General features: G+C 64.1%; 21 protein-coding genes. 19 read left to right on the forward strand and 2 right to left on the reverse strand.

The genetic code is table 11. The features are described from left to right. The first annotated feature begins 135 nt into the window (after window positions 1-135). From ACLIJ1_RS00625 to galU, 6 genes are all read left to right on the forward strand, one after another. Window positions 136-1,182 (forward strand): RluA family pseudouridine synthase, encoded by a 1,047-nt coding sequence (locus ACLIJ1_RS00625; RefSeq protein WP_411363542.1) that lies wholly within the window; start codon window positions 136-138, stop codon window positions 1,180-1,182. A gap of 78 nt (window positions 1,183-1,260) precedes the next feature. Beyond that, window positions 1,261-1,572, forward strand: a complete 312-nt coding sequence (locus ACLIJ1_RS00630; RefSeq protein WP_411363543.1) for an H-NS family nucleoid-associated regulatory protein — start codon at window positions 1,261-1,263, stop codon at window positions 1,570-1,572. Between the two features lie 90 nt (window positions 1,573-1,662). Continuing rightward, window positions 1,663-2,322, forward strand: a complete 660-nt coding sequence (locus ACLIJ1_RS00635; protein ID WP_411363544.1) for an HAD family hydrolase — start codon at window positions 1,663-1,665, stop codon at window positions 2,320-2,322. A 10-nt stretch (window positions 2,323-2,332) separates the two neighbouring features. After that, the gene (locus tag ACLIJ1_RS00640; RefSeq protein ID WP_411363545.1) at window positions 2,333-2,704 is read left to right on the forward strand and encodes a Rieske (2Fe-2S) protein; all 372 of its coding nucleotides are present in this window, start codon (window positions 2,333-2,335) and stop codon (window positions 2,702-2,704) included. Window positions 2,705-2,715: 11 nt separating this feature from the next. Beyond that, window positions 2,716-3,720, forward strand: a complete 1,005-nt coding sequence (locus ACLIJ1_RS00645; protein WP_411363546.1) for a S49 family peptidase — start codon at window positions 2,716-2,718, stop codon at window positions 3,718-3,720. Window positions 3,721-3,756: 36 nt separating this feature from the next. Beyond that, on the forward strand, window positions 3,757-4,641 hold the full coding sequence (galU, locus tag ACLIJ1_RS00650; protein ID WP_411363547.1) for a UTP--glucose-1-phosphate uridylyltransferase GalU: 885 nt from the start codon (window positions 3,757-3,759) through the stop codon (window positions 4,639-4,641). 22 nt (window positions 4,642-4,663) lie between these two features. On the opposite strand, the gene ACLIJ1_RS00655 is transcribed toward galU, so the two are convergent. Beyond that, on the reverse strand, window positions 4,664-5,467 hold the full coding sequence (locus ACLIJ1_RS00655; RefSeq protein WP_411363548.1) for an SAM-dependent methyltransferase: 804 nt from the start codon (window positions 5,465-5,467) through the stop codon (window positions 4,664-4,666). Continuing rightward, window positions 5,464-6,069 (reverse strand): Maf family nucleotide pyrophosphatase, encoded by a 606-nt coding sequence (locus ACLIJ1_RS00660; RefSeq protein ID WP_411363549.1) that lies wholly within the window; start codon window positions 6,067-6,069, stop codon window positions 5,464-5,466. Before ACLIJ1_RS00660 ends, ACLIJ1_RS00655 begins: the two co-directional genes overlap by 4 nt. Window positions 6,070-6,117: 48 nt before the next feature. Here ACLIJ1_RS00660 and ACLIJ1_RS00665 point away from each other — a divergent pair, with 48 nt between their 5' ends. The 13 genes from ACLIJ1_RS00665 to ACLIJ1_RS00725 all read left to right on the forward strand — a co-directional run bounded on the left by ACLIJ1_RS00665 (window position 6,118) and on the right by ACLIJ1_RS00725 (window position 17,078). Then, window positions 6,118-6,678 carry a YceD family protein gene (locus ACLIJ1_RS00665; protein WP_411363550.1) on the forward strand — a complete coding sequence of 187 codons (561 nt, stop codon included), beginning with the start codon at window positions 6,118-6,120 and terminating at the stop codon, window positions 6,676-6,678. A gap of 155 nt (window positions 6,679-6,833) precedes the next feature. Beyond that, window positions 6,834-7,016 carry a 50S ribosomal protein L32 gene (gene rpmF, locus ACLIJ1_RS00670; RefSeq protein ID WP_411363551.1) on the forward strand — a complete coding sequence of 61 codons (183 nt, stop codon included), beginning with the start codon at window positions 6,834-6,836 and terminating at the stop codon, window positions 7,014-7,016. A gap of 138 nt (window positions 7,017-7,154) precedes the next feature. Beyond that, window positions 7,155-8,216: a phosphate acyltransferase PlsX gene (plsX, locus tag ACLIJ1_RS00675; protein ID WP_411363552.1), complete on the forward strand. Its 1,062-nt coding sequence runs from the start codon at window positions 7,155-7,157 to the stop codon at window positions 8,214-8,216. 19 nt (window positions 8,217-8,235) lie between these two features. After that, entirely contained in the window at window positions 8,236-9,213 is a 978-nt protein-coding gene (locus ACLIJ1_RS00680; RefSeq protein ID WP_411363553.1) for a beta-ketoacyl-ACP synthase III, read from the forward strand. Window positions 9,214-9,275: 62 nt separating this feature from the next. Beyond that, the gene (gene fabD, locus ACLIJ1_RS00685; protein WP_411363554.1) at window positions 9,276-10,226 is read left to right on the forward strand and encodes an ACP S-malonyltransferase; all 951 of its coding nucleotides are present in this window, start codon (window positions 9,276-9,278) and stop codon (window positions 10,224-10,226) included. A gap of 13 nt (window positions 10,227-10,239) precedes the next feature. Further along, window positions 10,240-11,001: a 3-oxoacyl-ACP reductase FabG gene (gene fabG / locus ACLIJ1_RS00690; protein WP_411363555.1), complete on the forward strand. Its 762-nt coding sequence runs from the start codon at window positions 10,240-10,242 to the stop codon at window positions 10,999-11,001. A gap of 102 nt (window positions 11,002-11,103) precedes the next feature. Then, the gene (gene acpP / locus ACLIJ1_RS00695) at window positions 11,104-11,343 is read left to right on the forward strand and encodes an acyl carrier protein (protein WP_411363556.1); all 240 of its coding nucleotides are present in this window, start codon (window positions 11,104-11,106) and stop codon (window positions 11,341-11,343) included. Between the two features lie 7 nt (window positions 11,344-11,350). Then, entirely contained in the window at window positions 11,351-12,595 is a 1,245-nt protein-coding gene (gene fabF / locus ACLIJ1_RS00700; protein ID WP_411363557.1) for a beta-ketoacyl-ACP synthase II, read from the forward strand. Between the two features lie 29 nt (window positions 12,596-12,624). Continuing rightward, window positions 12,625-13,092, forward strand: a complete 468-nt coding sequence (locus ACLIJ1_RS00705) for a hypothetical protein (RefSeq protein ID WP_411363558.1) — start codon at window positions 12,625-12,627, stop codon at window positions 13,090-13,092. A gap of 56 nt (window positions 13,093-13,148) precedes the next feature. After that, window positions 13,149-13,793: an RNA polymerase sigma factor RpoE gene (gene rpoE, locus ACLIJ1_RS00710; RefSeq protein WP_411363559.1), complete on the forward strand. Its 645-nt coding sequence runs from the start codon at window positions 13,149-13,151 to the stop codon at window positions 13,791-13,793. A gap of 39 nt (window positions 13,794-13,832) precedes the next feature. Further along, complete coding sequence (locus tag ACLIJ1_RS00715; protein WP_411363560.1) at window positions 13,833-14,474, forward strand: sigma-E factor negative regulatory protein; 642 nt, start codon at window positions 13,833-13,835, stop codon at window positions 14,472-14,474. 7 nt (window positions 14,475-14,481) lie between these two features. Next, window positions 14,482-15,513 carry a MucB/RseB C-terminal domain-containing protein gene (locus ACLIJ1_RS00720; protein WP_411363561.1) on the forward strand — a complete coding sequence of 344 codons (1,032 nt, stop codon included), beginning with the start codon at window positions 14,482-14,484 and terminating at the stop codon, window positions 15,511-15,513. A gap of 80 nt (window positions 15,514-15,593) precedes the next feature. Next, window positions 15,594-17,078: a Do family serine endopeptidase gene (locus ACLIJ1_RS00725; RefSeq protein WP_411363562.1), complete on the forward strand. Its 1,485-nt coding sequence runs from the start codon at window positions 15,594-15,596 to the stop codon at window positions 17,076-17,078. Window positions 17,079-17,180: the final 102 nt, after the last annotated feature.

Raw genomic sequence — 17,180 nt, forward strand, 5'->3', positions numbered from 1 at the left:
CGGACAAGGGTCCCAACCGGCTGCAGCAGGTGGCACGGGTTACCCGTCGCGCCCGTTTTCAGCCTTGCTGTCCGGGCCTGGTTGCGGGTGACTGCCTTAAACTCAGGAAAATCAATCACTTACAACGCACGACTGGTGCGACACATTATAGGGGGCTGCCCCGGTCTGTGGCGCAAAGTTGGCGGTGGCAAACCCTTGAATTCTTCTTTTTCTGATGGTCCGGCGGCCGTGCGCCATCTCCTGGTGGACGAAGAGTCCGCCGGGCAGCGCCTGGACAATTTCCTCTTCCGGGAGCTCAAGGGCGTTCCCAAGACCCACATCTACCGGATCATCCGGTCCGGGGAAGTGCGTCGCAACAAGGGCCGGATTTCTGCCGACGACCGGGTCGAAGCGGGAGATTTGTTGCGCATTCCGCCGATTCGCCTGTCCGAACGTGCTGCCGAAAAGGCGCAGGCCGTGGTACCAGCGCGTTCGTTTCCCGTGCTGTTCGAGGACGAGGCCTTTCTGGCGCTGGACAAACCTGCTGGGGTGGCGGTGCACGGCGGCAGTGGCGTCAGTTTTGGTGTCATTGAGCAGTTGCGCCAGGCTCGCCCTCAGGCCCGCCTGCTGGAATTGGTCCACCGGCTGGACCGGGAAACCAGCGGATTGCTGCTGATTGCCAAGAAGAAAAGCGCGCTCAAGGCCTTGCAGGACCAATTCCGGGAGCGGGAAACCGGCAAAACCTATTTGACGCTGGTGAAAGGCCGGTGGCCGGAGCGTCTGAAGGTGTTGGACCAGCCTCTGCACAAATACTTGCAGGCTGACGGGGAGCGCCGGGTGCGGGTGGTGGAGCCTGGGCATCCCGACGGCATGCGGTCGGTCACGCTGGTGAAAGTGCAGCAGCACATTCCCGCCAGGGCCGGCCTTGAAGCGCTTTGCCCAGAAGGCCTGACGGTGCTGGAGGTCACGATCAAGACTGGCCGCACCCATCAGATCCGGGTTCACCTGTCGCATGCAGGACACCCGATTGCTGGTGACGACAAGTACGGGGATTTTGAGCTGAACCGCCAATTGGCCAAAACCGGACTGCGACGGATGTTTCTGCACGCCTGGCGATTGCGGCTGGCCCATCCGATATCGGGTGAAGCCATGGAGTTACATTCGGAATTACCTTTGGAGTTGAAAAAGTGGCTCGAATCCTGAAGGATGCCTATTAGAATGCCCTCCGGACATCGTTGGGATGTCGAGATCGTTGGAAGCAACCCAATCAAAGGACAATCAATGGCAACCTATTCCGAACTGATGGCGCAAGCCCAGGCACTGATGAACCAGGCCGAACAGGCCCGTAAAAACGAGCTTTCGTCGGCAATTGCAGACATCAAGGCCAAAATGAAGCAATACGGCATCACCGTCGCTGACCTGGGCGGTGCTGCAGCGGGAGGCGCCAAGAAGCCGGCCAAGTCCAAATCGAAGGCTGCTGCCAAGTACAAAGGCCCCAACGGTGAACTGTGGGCCGGCGGACCGGGCCGCAAGCCTGAGTGGGTGCGTGCTGTGCTGGCTTCGGGCAAGAGCATCGAAGACTTCCGTATCTGACCCGTCAGGGCAACACGACCAAGGCACCTTCGGGTGCCTTTTTGTTTTCTGGTGGCATCGATAATCGGAGCACTTTCACTCCTTCGTCCCATGCGCCCGCGCCAATTCGACCTCATCGCCTTCGACTGGGACGGTACCCTGTTCGACTCCACCGCCCTCATCGTGCGCTGCATCCAGGCGGCAGTGAAAGATGTCGGTGGCACCGTACCTACCGACGCGGCGGCGAGTTACGTGATCGGCATGGGGCTGATGCAGGCGCTGGCACACGCGGCGCCGGATGTGCCGCCCGACCGCTATCCGCAACTGGGCCTGAGGTACCGTCACCACTACGCCGCGCACCAGCACGACATCAGCCTGTTTGCAGGGGTGCTTCCGATGCTGGCGGCGCTCAAGGCCAGGCACCACTGGCTGACCGTGGCGACCGGCAAGAGCCGGCGCGGGCTGGACGACGCCTTGCATGCGGTGGAGCTGCAGGGCTTGTTCGACGGCTCGCGCACCGCCGACGAGACCGCGGGAAAGCCCAGCCCACTGATGCTGGAACAGTTGATGCGCGAGTTCGGTGTTGCTCCTGAGCGCACGCTGATGATTGGCGACACCACCCATGACCTGCAGATGGCGGTCAACGCCGGTTGTGCCAGTGTCGGGGTGAGCTACGGCGCCCACGAACCCGACACTTTCTCTGCCCTGTCGCCTCGGTTCGTGGCGCACTCGGTGGCTGAACTGGATGCCTGGCTGCGCGCCAACGCCTGAAGGAGGCAGCATGTCCGGGAGTGACCTTCACCCTCTGTGCAACAGCAAGGACCTGGCCGAGGGCGGTGTGGCGGTGCCATTCGATGTGATGCATGCCGGGCAGACCTGCAGGGCGTTCGCGGTCCGCTTCCGCGGCGAGGTGCATGCCTACCTGAACCGATGCTCGCACGTGGCCATGGAAATGGACTGGCAGCCCAACCGTTTCTTTGACGACAGTGGTCAGTGGCTGCTGTGCTCGACCCATGGCGCGGCCTATGACCCGGCAACCGGGGCCTGCCGGGGTGGTCCGTGCCGTGGCGGACTGGTGCCAGTGCCCGTGGTCGAGCGCGAGAACGTGGTGTACTGGCAGGCACAATACCCGTTTGCGCCTCTGGCCTTTTGAGTGGCATTCACATGAACGACAAAACGCAAGATCCGTCTGCCTCCTCGGCAGTGCCGTCCCAACCTCAGCCGCAGACCCCGCGGCATGAGGTGGCCTGGGAACGCGAGACGATCGAAAAGCTGGTGCTCGCGACCGTGCGGGAGCAGCAGTCTGCCCGGCGCTGGAAGCTGTTCTTCCGGCTGGCCTGGCTGGTCTTGTTTGCGGCGGCCATCTGGACATGGGTCAAGCAGACCGAAGGGCAAGGGCCGGTGAGCAAGCCGCATACGGCGCTGATTGAAATCAAGGGCGAGATCGCCTCCGGTGCGGGCGCCAGCGCCGACAACGTGCTGGGCTCGCTGCGCACGGCGTTTGAAGACGATGGTGCGCAGGCCATCGTGCTGCTGATCGACTCGCCCGGCGGCAGTCCGGTGCAGGCGGGCATCATCAACGACGAGATCACGCGGCTCAAGGCGGTCCACCACAAGAAGGTGTACGCCGTGGTCGAAGAGACCTGCGCCTCGGCCGCGTACTACATCGCGGCCGCCGCGGATGCGATCTATGTCGACAAGGCCAGTCTCGTGGGCAGCATCGGCGTGCTCATGGACGGCTTCGGGTTCACCGGCCTGATGGAGAAGGTGGGTGTTGAGCGCCGCCTGATGGTGGCGGGCCAGAACAAGGCCATGCTCGACCCGTTCAGCCCGCAGGACGATGCGCAGCGCGCCTATATCCAGGCCATGCTGGGCGAGATTCATGCTCAGTTCATTGCCGTGGTCAAGCGTGGTCGGGGCGAGCGTCTCAAGGAGACACCCGACACATTCAGTGGCCTGGTCTGGAGCGGCCAGCAGGCGGTGGCTCAGGGTCTGGCCGACGGCCTGGGCAGCCTCGACTACGTGGCGCGCGAGATCGTCAAGGCCGAAGACATCGTGGACTACACCCAACGCGAGAACGTGGGCATGCGCCTGGCGCGCGAGCTGGGTGTGCACATGGGCGTTGGCGTGGTCAAGGCCGCTCGCAGCGCAGGCATTTCACTGCGCTGACACGCACTCAACATCACAACCACAGCGAACACTCGTATGCAGATCCAGAAAGCAGTCTTTCCTGTGGGTGGCATGGGCACCCGTTTCCTCCCGGCCACCAAGGCCATCCCCAAGGAGATGCTGCCGGTGGTCGACAAGCCGCTGATCCAGTACGCGGTGGAGGAGGCCTACGCAGCGGGCATCCGCGAAATGATCTTCGTGACCGGGCGCCACAAGCGCGCGATCGAAGACCATTTCGACACGGCCTACGAGCTGGAGGCCGAACTCGAAGCCGCCGGCAAGAAGGCCTTGCTGGATCTGGTCAATTCCATCAAGCCCGACGACATGGACTGCGTCTACGTGCGCCAGCCCAAGGCGCTGGGGCTGGGGCACGCGGTGCTGTGTGCCGAGCGGCTGGTCGGCAACGAGCCGTTTGCGGTGCTGCTGGCCGATGACCTGATGCTCGGCACCCGGCAGGGCGATGGCGGGCCCACGGTGCTTCAGCAGATGGTGCAGGCGTACCAGTCAAACCCCGGCACCGTTCTGGCGGTGCAGGACGTTCCCAAGGAAGAAACCGGGCGCTACGGCGTGGTGGATGTGCATGGTGCGCATGCCACGGTGGCTGAAGTGTTCGCCATGGTCGAGAAGCCCAAGCCGGATGTGGCGCCGTCGACGCTGGCGGTGGCCGGGCGCTACATCCTGACGCCGGCGGTGTTCGAGAGCATCCGCCGACAGCCGCGGGGCGCCGGTGGCGAGATCCAGCTGACCGACGGCATCGCGGCACTGATCGGTACCGAGAAGGTGTATGCCTTCCGCTACGAGGGCAAGCGCTACGACTGCGGCAGCAAGGAAGGTTTCCTGCAGGCGACCATTGATCTGGCGCTGGCCAATCCGGAACTGAGCGCCGCCGTTCGCGCTCACATGGTGGCGGCGCTGGCCTGAGCCGGCTGCGGCCGCCAGCTTCTCAGCGCCCGATCAGGAACACCGCTGGCAGCGCCAGCGGAAGTTGCGAGGACAGGTTGCGTGACTTCCACTCGTTCACCAGAGCGCTGCGGGTGCACTGGCGCGGCAGTCCGAGTCCGCAGGCCACCGCCAGACGGGTGTGCGGGTGCAGGCTTTGCTGCAGGGCCTGCAGCAGCGCGGTGTTGCGGTAGGGAGTCTCGATGAGGATCTGGGTTTGCCCGGTCTTGAGCGCCAGCGATTCGAGATCCCGCAAGCGCGCGCCCCGCTCGCGCGGATCCTGCGGGACGTAGCCGACAAAAGCAAAATCCTGGCCATGCAGCCCACTGGCTGCCAGGGCCAGCATCAGCGACACCGGGCCGGTCAGCGGAATCACTTCGATGCCCAGCGCATGGGCTGCGCGCACCACCGAACTGCCCGGGTCGGCGATCGCAGGCATGCCGGCTTCGCTCACCAGTCCCATGGCATGTCCTTCGAGCGCGGGCGACAGCAGCGCGCGCGCCTGCGCGTCGCCGGCGCTGGCCGGGGAGTGGTCGCCTTTCTTGTGGGCCTGCCGAGGCAGCTCGGTGATCTGTTGCGCTTGCAACGGTGCGGCAAGACGCTGCACTGCATCGACACGCTTGAGGAAGGCTCTCGCGCTCTTGGCGTTTTCTGCGATCCAGTGCGTGAGGCTGGCGGCCACCTGAAGCGTTTCGTTGGGCAGCAGCAGCTCCAGCGCCGCAGGCGTTTCGCCTTCAGGCACAGCGCCGAAGTCCAGGGGCGTCGGCACCAGGTAGAGCTTGCCCAGCGGTGTGGCGGGGGCGCTCACAGGATCTTCACGCCAGCGGCGCGCAGCATGTGGCAGGTGCGGATCAGCGGCAGGCCGACCAGCGCGCTCGGGTCGTCGTTGTCGATGCGGGCCAGCAGGGCGATGCCCAGTCCTTCACTCTTGGCGCTGCCCGCGCAGTCGTAGGGTTCCTCGGCCCGCAGGTAGCGCTCGATCTCGCCATCGTCCAGGTCGCGAAACACCACGCGCACGGGGGCGAGATCGACCTGTTCAAAGGAGGTCGCTTGACACACCACTGCCACCGCGGTCTGGAACACAACCGTCTTACCGCGCATGCGCTGCAACTGCGCCACTGCGCGCTCGTGGGTGCCTGGTTTGCCCAGCGGTTCGCCGTCCAGATCGGCCACCTGGTCGCTGCCGATCACGACCGCTTCGGGAAAGCGCCGGGCCACGTCCTGCGCCTTGGCCAAGGCCAGGCGCAATGCCAGCGCTTTGGGAGATTCACCGGGTTGCGGTGTTTCGTCGACGTCCGGGCTGGCGGAATCGAAGGGCAGTTGAAGGCGGGAAAGCAGCTCACGCCGGTAGCGGGAGGTCGATCCCAGCACCACGGTGCGTGTCGCGGGAGTAGAGGAAAGCGTGCTCATGAAGCGATTGTCCCCGGCTTTGACGGAGCCATCTTTTACACTGCCCGAATGAAGACAGCCGCCCACAAGTCCTGGAATCCCCGCCGCTTCGATGTGCTGGCGTTTGCCGAAGCCGGCGCATCGCTGGAAAGTGTCGATGCACTGGAGAGTTTTGAGCGACTTTTTGCGGAGCGCCATGCCGAAGGCGAGGCATTGTCCCTCGTGCAGTGGTCGGTTCAGGGCGAAATGCGCCCGGATGCCGGCGGCAAGCGGGCGCCTTGGTTGCATCTGGCGGTCCGGCTGGACCTGCCGGTGGGGTGCCAGCGCTGTCTGGGTCCGGTGGTCGTCGCCCTGGAAGTCGATCGCTGGTTCCGCTTTGTGGCCGACGAGGCCACCGCCGAAGCAGAGGATGACGACAGCGAAGAAGATGTGCTGGCGATGGAGCCTCGTCCGGACCTGCTCGGGCTGGTGGAAGATGAACTGTTGATGGCCATTCCCTTGGTGCCGATGCACGAGGAATGTCCAGAGCCCCTGACGGCTCCCCGCGAAAAAACTGGTGCCGACGCACAAGAGCTTCCCTCAGATGCGCGCCCCAACCCATTTGCGGCCCTGGCGCACCTCAAGAAATGAGCTTGCGGGCCAGATTTGGTGAGTCTGGCTTGTTCGGGCTATAATCCTTGGCTTTGCGCTGCCGCCTGTATGAACAGGCCGGATGGCGGGTGAATCCCACTTGGATATTCCCGGATCGGCGCAACCCTCACCAACACCGATTTCAGGAGCCCATCATGGCCGTCCAGCAGAACAAGAAGTCCCCCTCCAAGCGCGGTATGCACCGTTCGCACAATGGTCTGTCCGTCCCGGGCACCGCCGTTGAGCCGACCACCGGCGAAACCCACCTGCGTCACCACATCAGCCCGAACGGCTTCTACCGTGGTCGCCAGGTTCTGAAGAACAAGTCCGAAGCCTGAAGTGTCGGCAAGCTGCGCCCTGCCGCTTGAACGCGTCAGGTGCGATGGCTGCTGTCCAGGTACAGGCCCGCATGAACCTCATGCGGGCTTTTTTCATGCTGGTGGCGCCCGTTTGGGCGCCCCGATCGGGAAGTTGACATGATCACCGTCGCAGTGGATTGCATGGGGGGAGACGTCGGTCCGGCGGCCACCCTGCCGGCCTGTGCGGCCTTTCTCGCCAGCCATCCTCAGGCCCAGCTGTTGCTGGTGGGTCAGCCGGAGGCGTTCAAGCCCTGGCCTGAGTTGCTCAACAACGTGCGCTGCCAGGTCGTGCCCGCGAGCGAAGTGGTCACCATGGACGATCCCGTCGAGGTCGCCATGCGCCGCAAGAAAGACTCCTCGATGCGGGTGGCCATCCAGCAGGTCAAAGACGGCGCGGCAAATGCAGTGGTTTCGGCGGGGAACACGGGTGCGCTGATGGCGATTGCCCGCTACCTGCTCAAGACGATGGACGGCATCGACCGCCCGGCCATTGCCAGTCAGATGCCAAATGCCAAGGGCGGTGCCACCACGGTGCTGGACCTGGGTGCCAATGTCGACTGCACCGCCGAGCACCTGCTGCAGTTCGCCGTCATGGGCTCGGCCCTGGTGGTGGCGATCACTGGTCGCGAGGAGCCCACTGTCGGCCTGCTCAATGTGGGCGAAGAAGTCATCAAAGGCAGCGAAGTCATCAAAGAGGCGGGCGTTCTGCTGCGAAATGCGGCCAACACTGGCGATCTGAACTTTTTTGGCAATGTCGAAGGCAACGACATTTTCAAGGGAACCGTGGACATCGTGGTCTGCGACGGCTTTGTGGGCAACGTGGCGCTCAAGGCCAGCGAAGGTCTGGCGACGATGATCGGCAACTTCATCAAGGCAGAGTTTTCGCGCAGCATTTTCACCAAAATTGGTGCCTTGTTCGCCTATCCAGTGATATCGGCGTTCAAAAAACGCATGGATTACCGGCGCTACAACGGCGCAGCCCTGCTTGGTCTGCGTGGTCTGGTGTTCAAGAGCCACGGTTCGGCCGACGCCTTTGCGTTTGAGCAGGCGCTGGCACGGGCTTATGATGCGGCCCACAACCAACTGCTCGACAAGGTCAAGGAGCGCATTGCCCACGCGGCACCGCTCATCTCTCCGGAAGACATTCCCAGCGATCTCAAGAGCATTCCGACGATCTGACTGAGTCTTCCCTTTCCGCATGACACGTTTTGCCCGTATCTCCGGCACCGGCAGCTGCCTGCCTCCACAGCGCCTGACCAATGCAGACATGGTGACCCGGCTGGCGGCACGGGGCATCGAAACCAGCGACGACTGGATCGTCGAGCGCACCGGCATCCGGGCGCGGCACTTTGTGGCCGACGGCGTGTTTGCCAGCGACCTGGCCGCTGAGGCCTGCCGGCAGGCCATGGCCGCCGCCGGTGTCGCACCGCAAGACATCGACCTGATCATCGTGGCGACGTCGACGCCGGACATGGTGTTCCCGTCAACTGCGGCGATCCTGCAGCACAAGCTGGGTATCGCGGGTTGCCCCGTGTTCGACGTCCAGGCCGTTTGCAGCGGTTTCATCTATGCGCTGACCGTCGCCGATTCGCTGATCCGCACCGGCAGCGCCCGCAAGGCACTCGTGGTCGGTGCCGAGGTGTTTTCCCGCCTGCTCGACTTCAATGACCGCACGACCTGCGTGCTGTTTGGTGACGGCGCAGGCGCGGTGGTGGTGGAAGCCAGCGACGAGCCGGGCATTCTGGCCACCGACATCCACGCCGATGGCAAGCACGTGGGCATCCTGTGCGTGCCCGGCCATGTCAGCGGCGGCGAGATCCTGGGCGATCCGCTGCTCAAGATGGACGGCCAGGCGGTGTTCAAGCTGGCGGTTGGCGTGCTGGAAGAGACGGCGCGTGCGTCGCTGGCCAAGGCCGGCCGGACCGAGGCCGACATCGACTGGCTGATTCCCCACCAGGCCAACATCCGCATCATGGCGGGCACCGCGCGCAAGCTCAAGATGCCGATGGACAAGGTGGTGGTCACGGTGGACCAGCACGGCAATACCTCGGCCGCTTCCATCCCGCTGGCACTGGACCACGCGGTCCGGCTGGGCCAGGTCAAGAAGGGCGATACCCTGCTGCTCGAAGGCGTGGGCGGCGGCTTCACCTGGGGCTCGGTGCTGCTGGATTTCTGAGGCGTCCTCGCGTCACCATCCGCTCATTCTCTTTCCCGATCGATTCATCGCTGGACCTGTCCATGACCGCTTTCGCATTTGTATTTCCCGGCCAGGGCTCGCAGGCCGTCGGCATGCTCGACGCCTGGGGCGACCACCCCGAAGTGGCTCTGGTGTTGAAGGAAGCCTCCGACGCCTTGGGCGAAGACGTGGGCCGACTGATCCAGGAAGGCCCCAAGGAGGCGCTGGCGCTGACCACCAACACCCAGCCGGTGATGCTGGTGGCGGGCGTGGCGGCCTGGCGCGTCTGGCGTGCAGAAGGCGGCGCCTTGCCGTCCGTGGTGGCCGGGCATTCGCTGGGTGAATATTCGGCGCTGGTGGCGTCCGGGGTGCTGACGCTGGCGCAGGCGGCTCCGTTGGTGCGTTTCCGCGCCGCTGCCATGCAGGAAGCCGTGCCGGTGGGCACGGGTGCCATGGCCGCGATCCTTGGCATGCCTGCCGATCAGGTGATCGCCGGCTGCGCCGAGGCGCAGGCGACGTTTGCTACCGAAAGCGGTGAAGTGGTCGAGGCAGTGAATTTCAATGATGCGGCCCAGACCGTGATCGCCGGCAGCAAGGCCGCGGTCGACAAGGCTTGCGAAGTGCTCAAGGCCAGTGGCGCCAAGCGCGCGCTGCCCCTCCCCGTGTCGGCGCCGTTCCATTCCAGCCTGATGAAGCCGGCCGCCGACAAGCTGCGCGAAAAGCTTGCGACGACGGTGCTTGCGGCCCCGCAGATTCCGGTAGTCAACAACATCGATGTATCGGTCGAAACCGATGCCGACCGCATCCGCGACGCGCTGTACCGCCAGGCATTCGGGCCGGTGCGCTGGGTCGAATGTGTGAAGGCGATCAAGGCACGCGGTGTGTCCACGCTGGTGGAGTGCGGGCCCGGCAAGGTGCTGGCCGGCATGACCAAGCGCATCGACGCCGAGCTGACTGGCGCCGCGCTCTACGAGCCGGCCAGCCTGGCCGAAGTGAAAACCCTATTGGCCTGATCGAGGAGACGGCATGTCTGAAGTCAAGTTTGCGGGCCAGGTGGCCCTGGTGACCGGCGCCTCGCGTGGCATAGGCGCGGCCATTGCTGCCGAGCTCGTGGCGCGTGGTCTGATTGTGGTGGGCACCGCCACGTCGGACGACGGCGCCACCAAGATTTCCGCTGCCCTCAAGGCGGTGCCCGGTGCGGCCGACGGCTGCCGCGGTGCGAAGCTGGATGTAAATGACGCCGCCGCTGCCGAAGCGTTGATCGACGAGATCAACAAAGCACACGGCGCGCTGCATGTGCTGGTCAACAACGCCGGCATCACACGCGACATGCTGGCCATGCGCCTGAAAGACGAAGACTGGGATGCGGTGCTGGACACCAACCTCAAGGCGGTGTTCCGCATGAGCCGCGCCGTGATCCGTCCGATGATGAAGCAGCGCTACGGCCGCATCATCAGCATCACCAGCGTGGTCGGTGCTTCCGGCAATCCCGGCCAGGCCAACTACGCCGCAGCAAAGGCCGGGGTGGCTGGCATGACCCGCGCGCTGGCGCGTGAGCTGGGAAGCCGCAACATCACCGTCAACTGCGTGGCGCCCGGCTTCATCGAGACCGACATGACCGCATCGCTGCCAGAAGAACAGCAGAAGGCGCTTCTGGGCCAGATTCCGCTGGGCCATCTGGGCAAGCCGGCCGACATCGCGCACGCCGTGGCCTATCTCGCCAGCCCACAGGCTGCCTATGTGACGGGGCAGGAGCTGCACGTCAACGGCGGCATGTTCATGGTCTGATTCCGTACAGCCGCCGCGGAGCCGTCCGGCGGGCCGTCTAGGGACCTCTCCCTAGCCCGGCTAAAATGGCGGTTTGTCATCCAACCACCCTCAGAGGGACTTATGAGCGATATCGAAGCACGTGTGAAGAAAATCATTGCCGAGCAACTCGGCGTGGAAGAAGGGCAAGTGACCCCTGAGAAGGCTTTCGTGGCCGACCTGGGCGCCGACTCCCTCGACACGGTGGAACTGGTGATGGCTCTGGAAGACGAGTTCGGCATCGAGATTCCGGACGAAGACGCTGAAAAGATCACCACGGTCAAGAACGCCATCGAATACGCGCTGGCCCACCAGAAAGCCTGATGCATCCATGAGCCGTCGTCGCGTCGTCGTGACCGGTCTGGGTTGTGTCTCGCCCGTGGGCAACACGGTGCAAGACGCCTGGGCCAATATCCTGGCCGGCCAGTCCGGTATTGACCTCATCACCAAGTTCGATGCGTCGGGCATGGCCTGCAAAATTGCGGGTGAGGTCAAGGGGTTCAATCTCGAGTCCTACATCAGCGCCAAGGAGGCGCGGACGATGGACAGCTTCATCCATTTCGGTATCGCTGCGGCCCACCAGGCCGTGATCGATTCCGGCTTGCCCACGGGTGAGGCACTGGATGAAGAAATGGCCACGCGCATCGGCTGCATCGTGGGTTCCGGCATCGGCGGCCTGCCGCTGATCGAGGAAACCCACGCCGAATACGTCAATCGCGGGGCTCGGCGGATTTCGCCTTTCTTCGTGCCGGCGTCGATCATCAACATGATCTCCGGCCATGTGTCGATGCGCTTCGGTTTCAAGGGGCCGAACCTAGCCGTGGTGACCGCGTGCACCACCGGCCTGCACTGCATCGGCGAAGGCGCCCGCAAGATCGAGTACGGCGATGCCGACGTGATCGTGGCGGGTGGTTCCGAAGCGACGGTCTCTCCGTTGGGGGTCGGTGGCTTTGCCGCGATGCGAGCCCTGTCTACCCGCAACGATGATCCCAAAACGGCTTCGCGTCCCTGGGACAAAGACCGTGACGGCTTCGTGCTGGGTGAAGGCGCTGGCGTCGTGGTGCTCGAAGAGTACGAACACGCGAAGGCCCGTGGCGCCAAGATCTACGCAGAGGTGGTCGGTTACGGCATGAGCGCCGACGCCGGGCACATGACGGCGCCGAACATGGACGGCCCGCGCCGCGCCATGCTCAATGCGCTGCGCAACGCCGGCGTCAATGCCGACGAGATCGACTACCTGAACGCGCACGGGACTTCGACGCCGCTGGGCGACGTCAACGAAACCAACGCGATCAAGGCCGCGCTGGGTGAACATGCCCACAAGGTCGTGGTGAACTCGACCAAGTCGATGACGGGTCACCTGCTGGGTGGTGCCGGTGGCATCGAAAGCGTGTTCACGATCCTGGCGTTGCATCACCAGAAGAGCCCGCCGACCATCAACATCTTCAACCAGGATCCGGAATGTGATCTGGACTACTGTGCCAACACAGCTCGGGACATGAAGATCGACGTCGCTGTGAAGAACAACTTCGGCTTTGGTGGCACCAACGGCACGCTGGTGTTCAAACGCGTTTGATGTTTCACGGTAGCCCCGGCTGACAGGACATGCGCAGCGCCCCATCGGTCACATACCCGGTGGGGCGTTCTGCTTTTCTGGGTTGGCTTCTGGCCGGTTCAGGTGCAGCCTCCCTTGCTGCGCTGCTGTTGGGGGTGAGTTATCAGATGCAGGCAATGGCGGGCTGGTGGCTGGTCATGGGCGCTTGGGTGCTGTGGGTAGTCATCGCAGGGTCTGCATGGCGGCGGCAAGCGGGAGGCCAGCTCGCGTGGAAAGCGGCGCCACGCCGGCCCGAGGGTCATTTAGCGGAGCCGTCTCGCGGTGAATGGGTCTGGATCAGCGCTGCGTATCTTGAGGGGGTCACCCTGCAGCGGGTTGAGCGGGTTTACGACCTGCAGGCCTGGATGCTGCTTCGTCTGCACAATCCCGACGGCGCACGCATCTGGGCCTGGGTTGAACGGTCCAGGGACGCCCGGCGGTGGGGCGATCTGCGGCGTGCCTTGGTGGCGCACGCCTGAACTTCCCCGCACTAACGGGGCTTGGGTTATATTTCCGCCGCCCCATTGCCTCACGCATGACACCGCCCGAAGACCATACAGCTCCTCCCTCACCGGACAGCGACGCCATGCTGGTGCAGCGCACCCTGGCGGGCGAAATGCGGGCCTTCGAACTGCTGGTGCTGAAATACCAGCGCCGCGTGGAGCGCCTGATCGGCCGCATGGTGCGCGACAGCGATCTGGTGCAGGACATCGCGCAGGAAACCTTTATCCGGGCTTACCGGGCACTGGCGCAGTTCCGTGGCGACGCCCAGTTCTACACGTGGCTCTACCGCATTGCGGTCAACACGGCCAAGAAGCAGTTGATGGAGCTCAAGCGGGATCCATTGGTGTTCCAGTCCCAGCTCAGTTCGGGCGACGACGATGAAACTTCCTCGGTCGAACGCGAACTAAGCAGCAGTGCGACCGACTCCGAGACGCCAGAAGCGGTGTTGGCCAGCAAGGAGATCGCCGAAGCAGTCAATGCGGCGATGGACGCTTTGCCCGAGGAATTGAGGATGGCGATCACTCTGCGGGAAATCGAGGGCCTGAGCTATGAAGAAATCTCGGTTGCCTTGGATTGCCCGATCGGAACGGTGCGCTCCCGGATCTTCCGGGCGCGCGAAGCGATCTCGAACCGGATCAAGCCCATGCTGGAACGCCAGACGGGCAAACGTTGGTAGTGCACATCCTGTGAGCCAGTGACCCATTGGGAATCAGACATGAATGCAGAAATGCGCAAACCTTTTTCTGACAGCCAGTCACCGGGGCTGGAGGACCGTCGCGCTATGGCGGTGTCTGCACTGGTCGATGGTGAGTTGTCGATGGCCGAACTGGATGAGCTGTTGCGCGACGAAGGCACCGCCGTCTTGCATGCCGAATGGACGGCCTACCACCTGATCGGCGACGTGTTGCGCAGTGGTGGGGTGGGGCTTGCGGCCCGGTCCGGTGACGACCTGGCCTCCATGATCAGCCGCCGCCTTCGCGACGAGAAACTGGAGCCCGGCCCGCAGGCCGGAGCGGTGGTGCATGTGCGTGGTCCTGCTGCAAATGCTTCGGTGTTCCGCTGGAAGCTGGTCGCCGGTATCGCGTCGGTGACGGCGGTCGCTGCGGTGGGGTGGGCGCTGACCGGTTTGGTCGGCGGTCCGGCCAATACCGGCGGTCAGCTCGCGCTGATTTCTCCGCAGAACGCGCCCGTCGCCGTACAGGAAGTGGTCGTGCAGACGCCGCAAGGGCCCATGTCCCGCGACCCCCGCCTGGAGCAACTGCTTGCCGAGCACCGGCAGTACGGCGGCATGTCGGCGTTGCAGACGCCAACCGGTTTCCTGCGCAATGCTACCTATGACACGGCTCCCCAGCGCTGAATCCGCCATGCCCGCTTTCGTTTCTCGTGCCGCGTATTGCCGCAACCGCTGGAAGCATTGGTCTGCCGCCGGGCTGCTCGCGCTTGGCCTGTGCCAGACGCTGCTGGCCCAGACATCGGCAGAAGCGCCGCCTTCGCGCAGCCTGACCGAGTGGCTCACGCGCATGCATGAAGCATCGCGCCAGCGCGCCTACACCGGCACGCTGGTCGTGTCCTCCGCCTCGACCATGTCGGCCTCGCGCATCTGGCACATCTGCGACGGTACACAGCAGATGGAGCGGGTCGAAACGCTGACTGGCGCGCCACGCTCGACCATTCGGCACAACAACGATGTCATCACCTTTGTGCCGGACCACAAGGTGGCCTGGGTCGACCGCCGTGAGTCGCTGGGTGTGTTTCCCGAACTGCTGCGCACTCCGAGCAACAGCCTGCCGGAGTTCTACAGTGTGCGCGAGGGTGCTGCCGAGCGTGTAGCAGGCCACCTGGCCGACGTCGTCGACATCCTGCCGCGCGACAACCTGCGGTTCGGCTACCGGATCTGGTCGGAAAAGAAAACCGGGCTGGTGGTGAAGCTGCAGACCCTGGGCGAGCAGGGCGCGGTGCTGGAGCAGGTGGCCTTCTCGGAATTGCAGCTGGATGCGCCGGTGCGCATGGACAAGCTCAAGAAGATGATGGGCGACACCAAGGGCTACGACGTGCACAAGCAGGTCCTGCGCAAGACGACCGCCGAAGCTGAGGGCTGGCGCCTGAAAGAGACCGTGCCGGGCTTCCAGTCGATGAGTTGCCACACGCGTGAGACCGAAGCGGCCGGCACACCGGGCCAGGCACCCATGCAGTGGGTGTTCTCCGATGGTCTGGCGTCGGTGTCGATGTTTGTCGAACCGTTTGACCCGAAGCGCCATGGGACGGAAGGCGCAGCCGTGACAGGCGCGACGCATTCGGTGACCCGGCGCATCGGCAACCATTGGGTGACTGTGCTGGGTGAGGTCCCACCTGTGACCGTGCGCCGCTTTTCGTTGGCGCTTGAACGGCTTCGCTGACCATGCGCTGCAGCGGCTAGAAATTCTCCGCTTGGGCACCTGAATATCTGTCGGGTTCCTGCTTGTTTGTGAGGACTTAGATGAACTTTGCCTTTTCTCGCCAACGCCTGTCGACGCGTGCTGTGCTGAGCGCCACTCTCATGGGGGCTTGCACCTTGATGCTGCCGGTCATTCCGGTGGTGGCGGGCGCGCAGTCTGCTCCCGTGGTGCGTGGGTTGCCGGACTTCACCGAACTGGTGGAGCAGGTCGGACCGTCGGTGGTGAACATCCGGACTTTGGAGCGTGCCAGCGCTGATTCCGGGACGGGGAGTGCCGACGAGCAGATGCTGGAGTTCTTCAAGCGTTTTGGCATTCCGGTGCCGCCCGGGGCTGTGCCCAAGACGCCGCGGCAGGATCGTGCTCCGTCGGAAGAGGCTCAGCCCAGAGGGGTGGGTTCCGGTTTCGTCCTCAGTGCAGACGGTCTGATCATGACCAATGCGCACGTGGTTGAAGGCGCCGACGAGCTGGTGGTGACGCTGCCGGACAAGCGCGAGTACAAGGCCAGACTGGTGGGCACCGACAAGCGCACCGATGTGGCGGTGGTGAAGATCGAGGCGAGCGGTCTGAGCGCGGTGCGCATTGGTGACGTGAACCGGCTCAAGGTGGGCGAGTGGGTGATGGCCATCGGATCACCGTTTGGTCTGGAGAACACCGTCACGGCTGGCATCGTGAGCGCCAAGAAGCGCGACACGGGCGACTTCCTTCCTTTCATTCAGACCGATGTGGCGATCAACCCCGGCAACTCTGGTGGGCCGCTGATCAACATGCGGGGCGAAGTGGTCGGCATCAACAGCCAGATCTACTCGCGCTCGGGGGGCTTCCAGGGCATTTCCTTTGCGATTCCCATCGACGAGGCCGTGCGCGTGTCCGACCAGTTGCGCAGCAGCGGTCGCGTGACCCGCGGACGCATCGGCGTTCAGATTGGTCAGGTCAGCAAGGATGTGGCCGAGTCGATCGGCTTGGGTCAACCGCGCGGGGCATTGGTCAACGGTGTGGAGCCCACCTCACCCGCGGCGAAGGCGGGACTGGAACCGGGTGACATCATCTTGAAATTCGATGGGCGAGAGATCGAGAAGTCGACCGATCTGCCACGCATCGTCGGTAACACCAGGCCTGGCAATCGCAGCACCGTCACGGTGTTCCGGCGCGGCAGTCAGCGCGACCTGTCGATCACCGTGGCTGAACTGGAGCCCGAACGCGCAGACCGCAAGGCAGCTGCGCCGGAGGCCAAGCCACCAGCCTCCGGTGTGGTGACTTCGCTGGGCCTGACGCTCGGTGAGCTGACAGCCGCGCAGAAGAAGGAGCTCAACATCAAGTCCGGCGTACGCGTCGACGGTGCCGAAGGTGCAGCGGCCAAGGCCGGGCTCCGCGAAGGCGATGTGATCGTGGCCGTCGCCAATACTGAGGTGGGCAGTGCCAAGGAACTGGAGGCGGTGGTCGCCCGCCTGGACAAGTCGCGCCCGGTCAACGTGCTGTTTCGCCGCGGCGAATGGGCGCAGTACACGGTGATTCGTCCGTCTCGGTGAGGCGCTTGGAAGAACTCGAAATTTGTTGAGCAGCCGTGAATAACCCCTTGTCCTGATTGGGATTAAGGGGTTATTGGTCGAGTTGGTTGTTTTGCCACAGGG

It is taken from the genome of Hydrogenophaga sp. RWCD_12, from assembly GCF_046604225.1.
Taxonomy (GTDB): domain Bacteria; phylum Pseudomonadota; class Gammaproteobacteria; order Burkholderiales; family Burkholderiaceae_C; genus Hydrogenophaga.

Bases quoted from the DNA above. Each gene is read 5' to 3' on its own strand.
- galU (WP_411363547.1), top strand. From the start codon at position 3,757: ATGCAGATCCAGAAAGCAGTCTTTCCTGTGGGTGGCATGGGCACCCGT.
- ACLIJ1_RS00705 (WP_411363558.1), top strand. From the start codon at position 12,625: ATGCGCAGCGCCCCATCGGTCACATACCCGGTGGGGCGTTCTGCTTTT.
- rpoE (WP_411363559.1), top strand. From the start codon at position 13,149: ATGACACCGCCCGAAGACCATACAGCTCCTCCCTCACCGGACAGCGAC.
- rpmF (WP_411363551.1), top strand. From the start codon at position 6,834: ATGGCCGTCCAGCAGAACAAGAAGTCCCCCTCCAAGCGCGGTATGCAC.
- fabG (WP_411363555.1), top strand. From the start codon at position 10,240: ATGTCTGAAGTCAAGTTTGCGGGCCAGGTGGCCCTGGTGACCGGCGCC.
- ACLIJ1_RS00720 (WP_411363561.1), top strand. From the start codon at position 14,482: ATGCCCGCTTTCGTTTCTCGTGCCGCGTATTGCCGCAACCGCTGGAAG.
- ACLIJ1_RS00640 (WP_411363545.1), top strand. From the start codon at position 2,333: ATGTCCGGGAGTGACCTTCACCCTCTGTGCAACAGCAAGGACCTGGCC.
- ACLIJ1_RS00630 (WP_411363543.1), top strand. From the start codon at position 1,261: ATGGCAACCTATTCCGAACTGATGGCGCAAGCCCAGGCACTGATGAAC.
- acpP (WP_411363556.1), top strand. From the start codon at position 11,104: ATGAGCGATATCGAAGCACGTGTGAAGAAAATCATTGCCGAGCAACTC.
- ACLIJ1_RS00665 (WP_411363550.1), top strand. From the start codon at position 6,118: ATGAAGACAGCCGCCCACAAGTCCTGGAATCCCCGCCGCTTCGATGTG.
- ACLIJ1_RS00680 (WP_411363553.1), top strand. From the start codon at position 8,236: ATGACACGTTTTGCCCGTATCTCCGGCACCGGCAGCTGCCTGCCTCCA.
- ACLIJ1_RS00715 (WP_411363560.1), top strand. From the start codon at position 13,833: ATGAATGCAGAAATGCGCAAACCTTTTTCTGACAGCCAGTCACCGGGG.
- ACLIJ1_RS00635 (WP_411363544.1), top strand. From the start codon at position 1,663: ATGCGCCCGCGCCAATTCGACCTCATCGCCTTCGACTGGGACGGTACC.
- ACLIJ1_RS00645 (WP_411363546.1), top strand. From the start codon at position 2,716: ATGAACGACAAAACGCAAGATCCGTCTGCCTCCTCGGCAGTGCCGTCC.
- ACLIJ1_RS00725 (WP_411363562.1), top strand. From the start codon at position 15,594: ATGAACTTTGCCTTTTCTCGCCAACGCCTGTCGACGCGTGCTGTGCTG.
- fabF (WP_411363557.1), top strand. From the start codon at position 11,351: ATGAGCCGTCGTCGCGTCGTCGTGACCGGTCTGGGTTGTGTCTCGCCC.
- ACLIJ1_RS00660 (WP_411363549.1), bottom strand. From the start codon at position 6,069: ATGAGCACGCTTTCCTCTACTCCCGCGACACGCACCGTGGTGCTGGGA.
- plsX (WP_411363552.1), top strand. From the start codon at position 7,155: ATGATCACCGTCGCAGTGGATTGCATGGGGGGAGACGTCGGTCCGGCG.
- fabD (WP_411363554.1), top strand. From the start codon at position 9,276: ATGACCGCTTTCGCATTTGTATTTCCCGGCCAGGGCTCGCAGGCCGTC.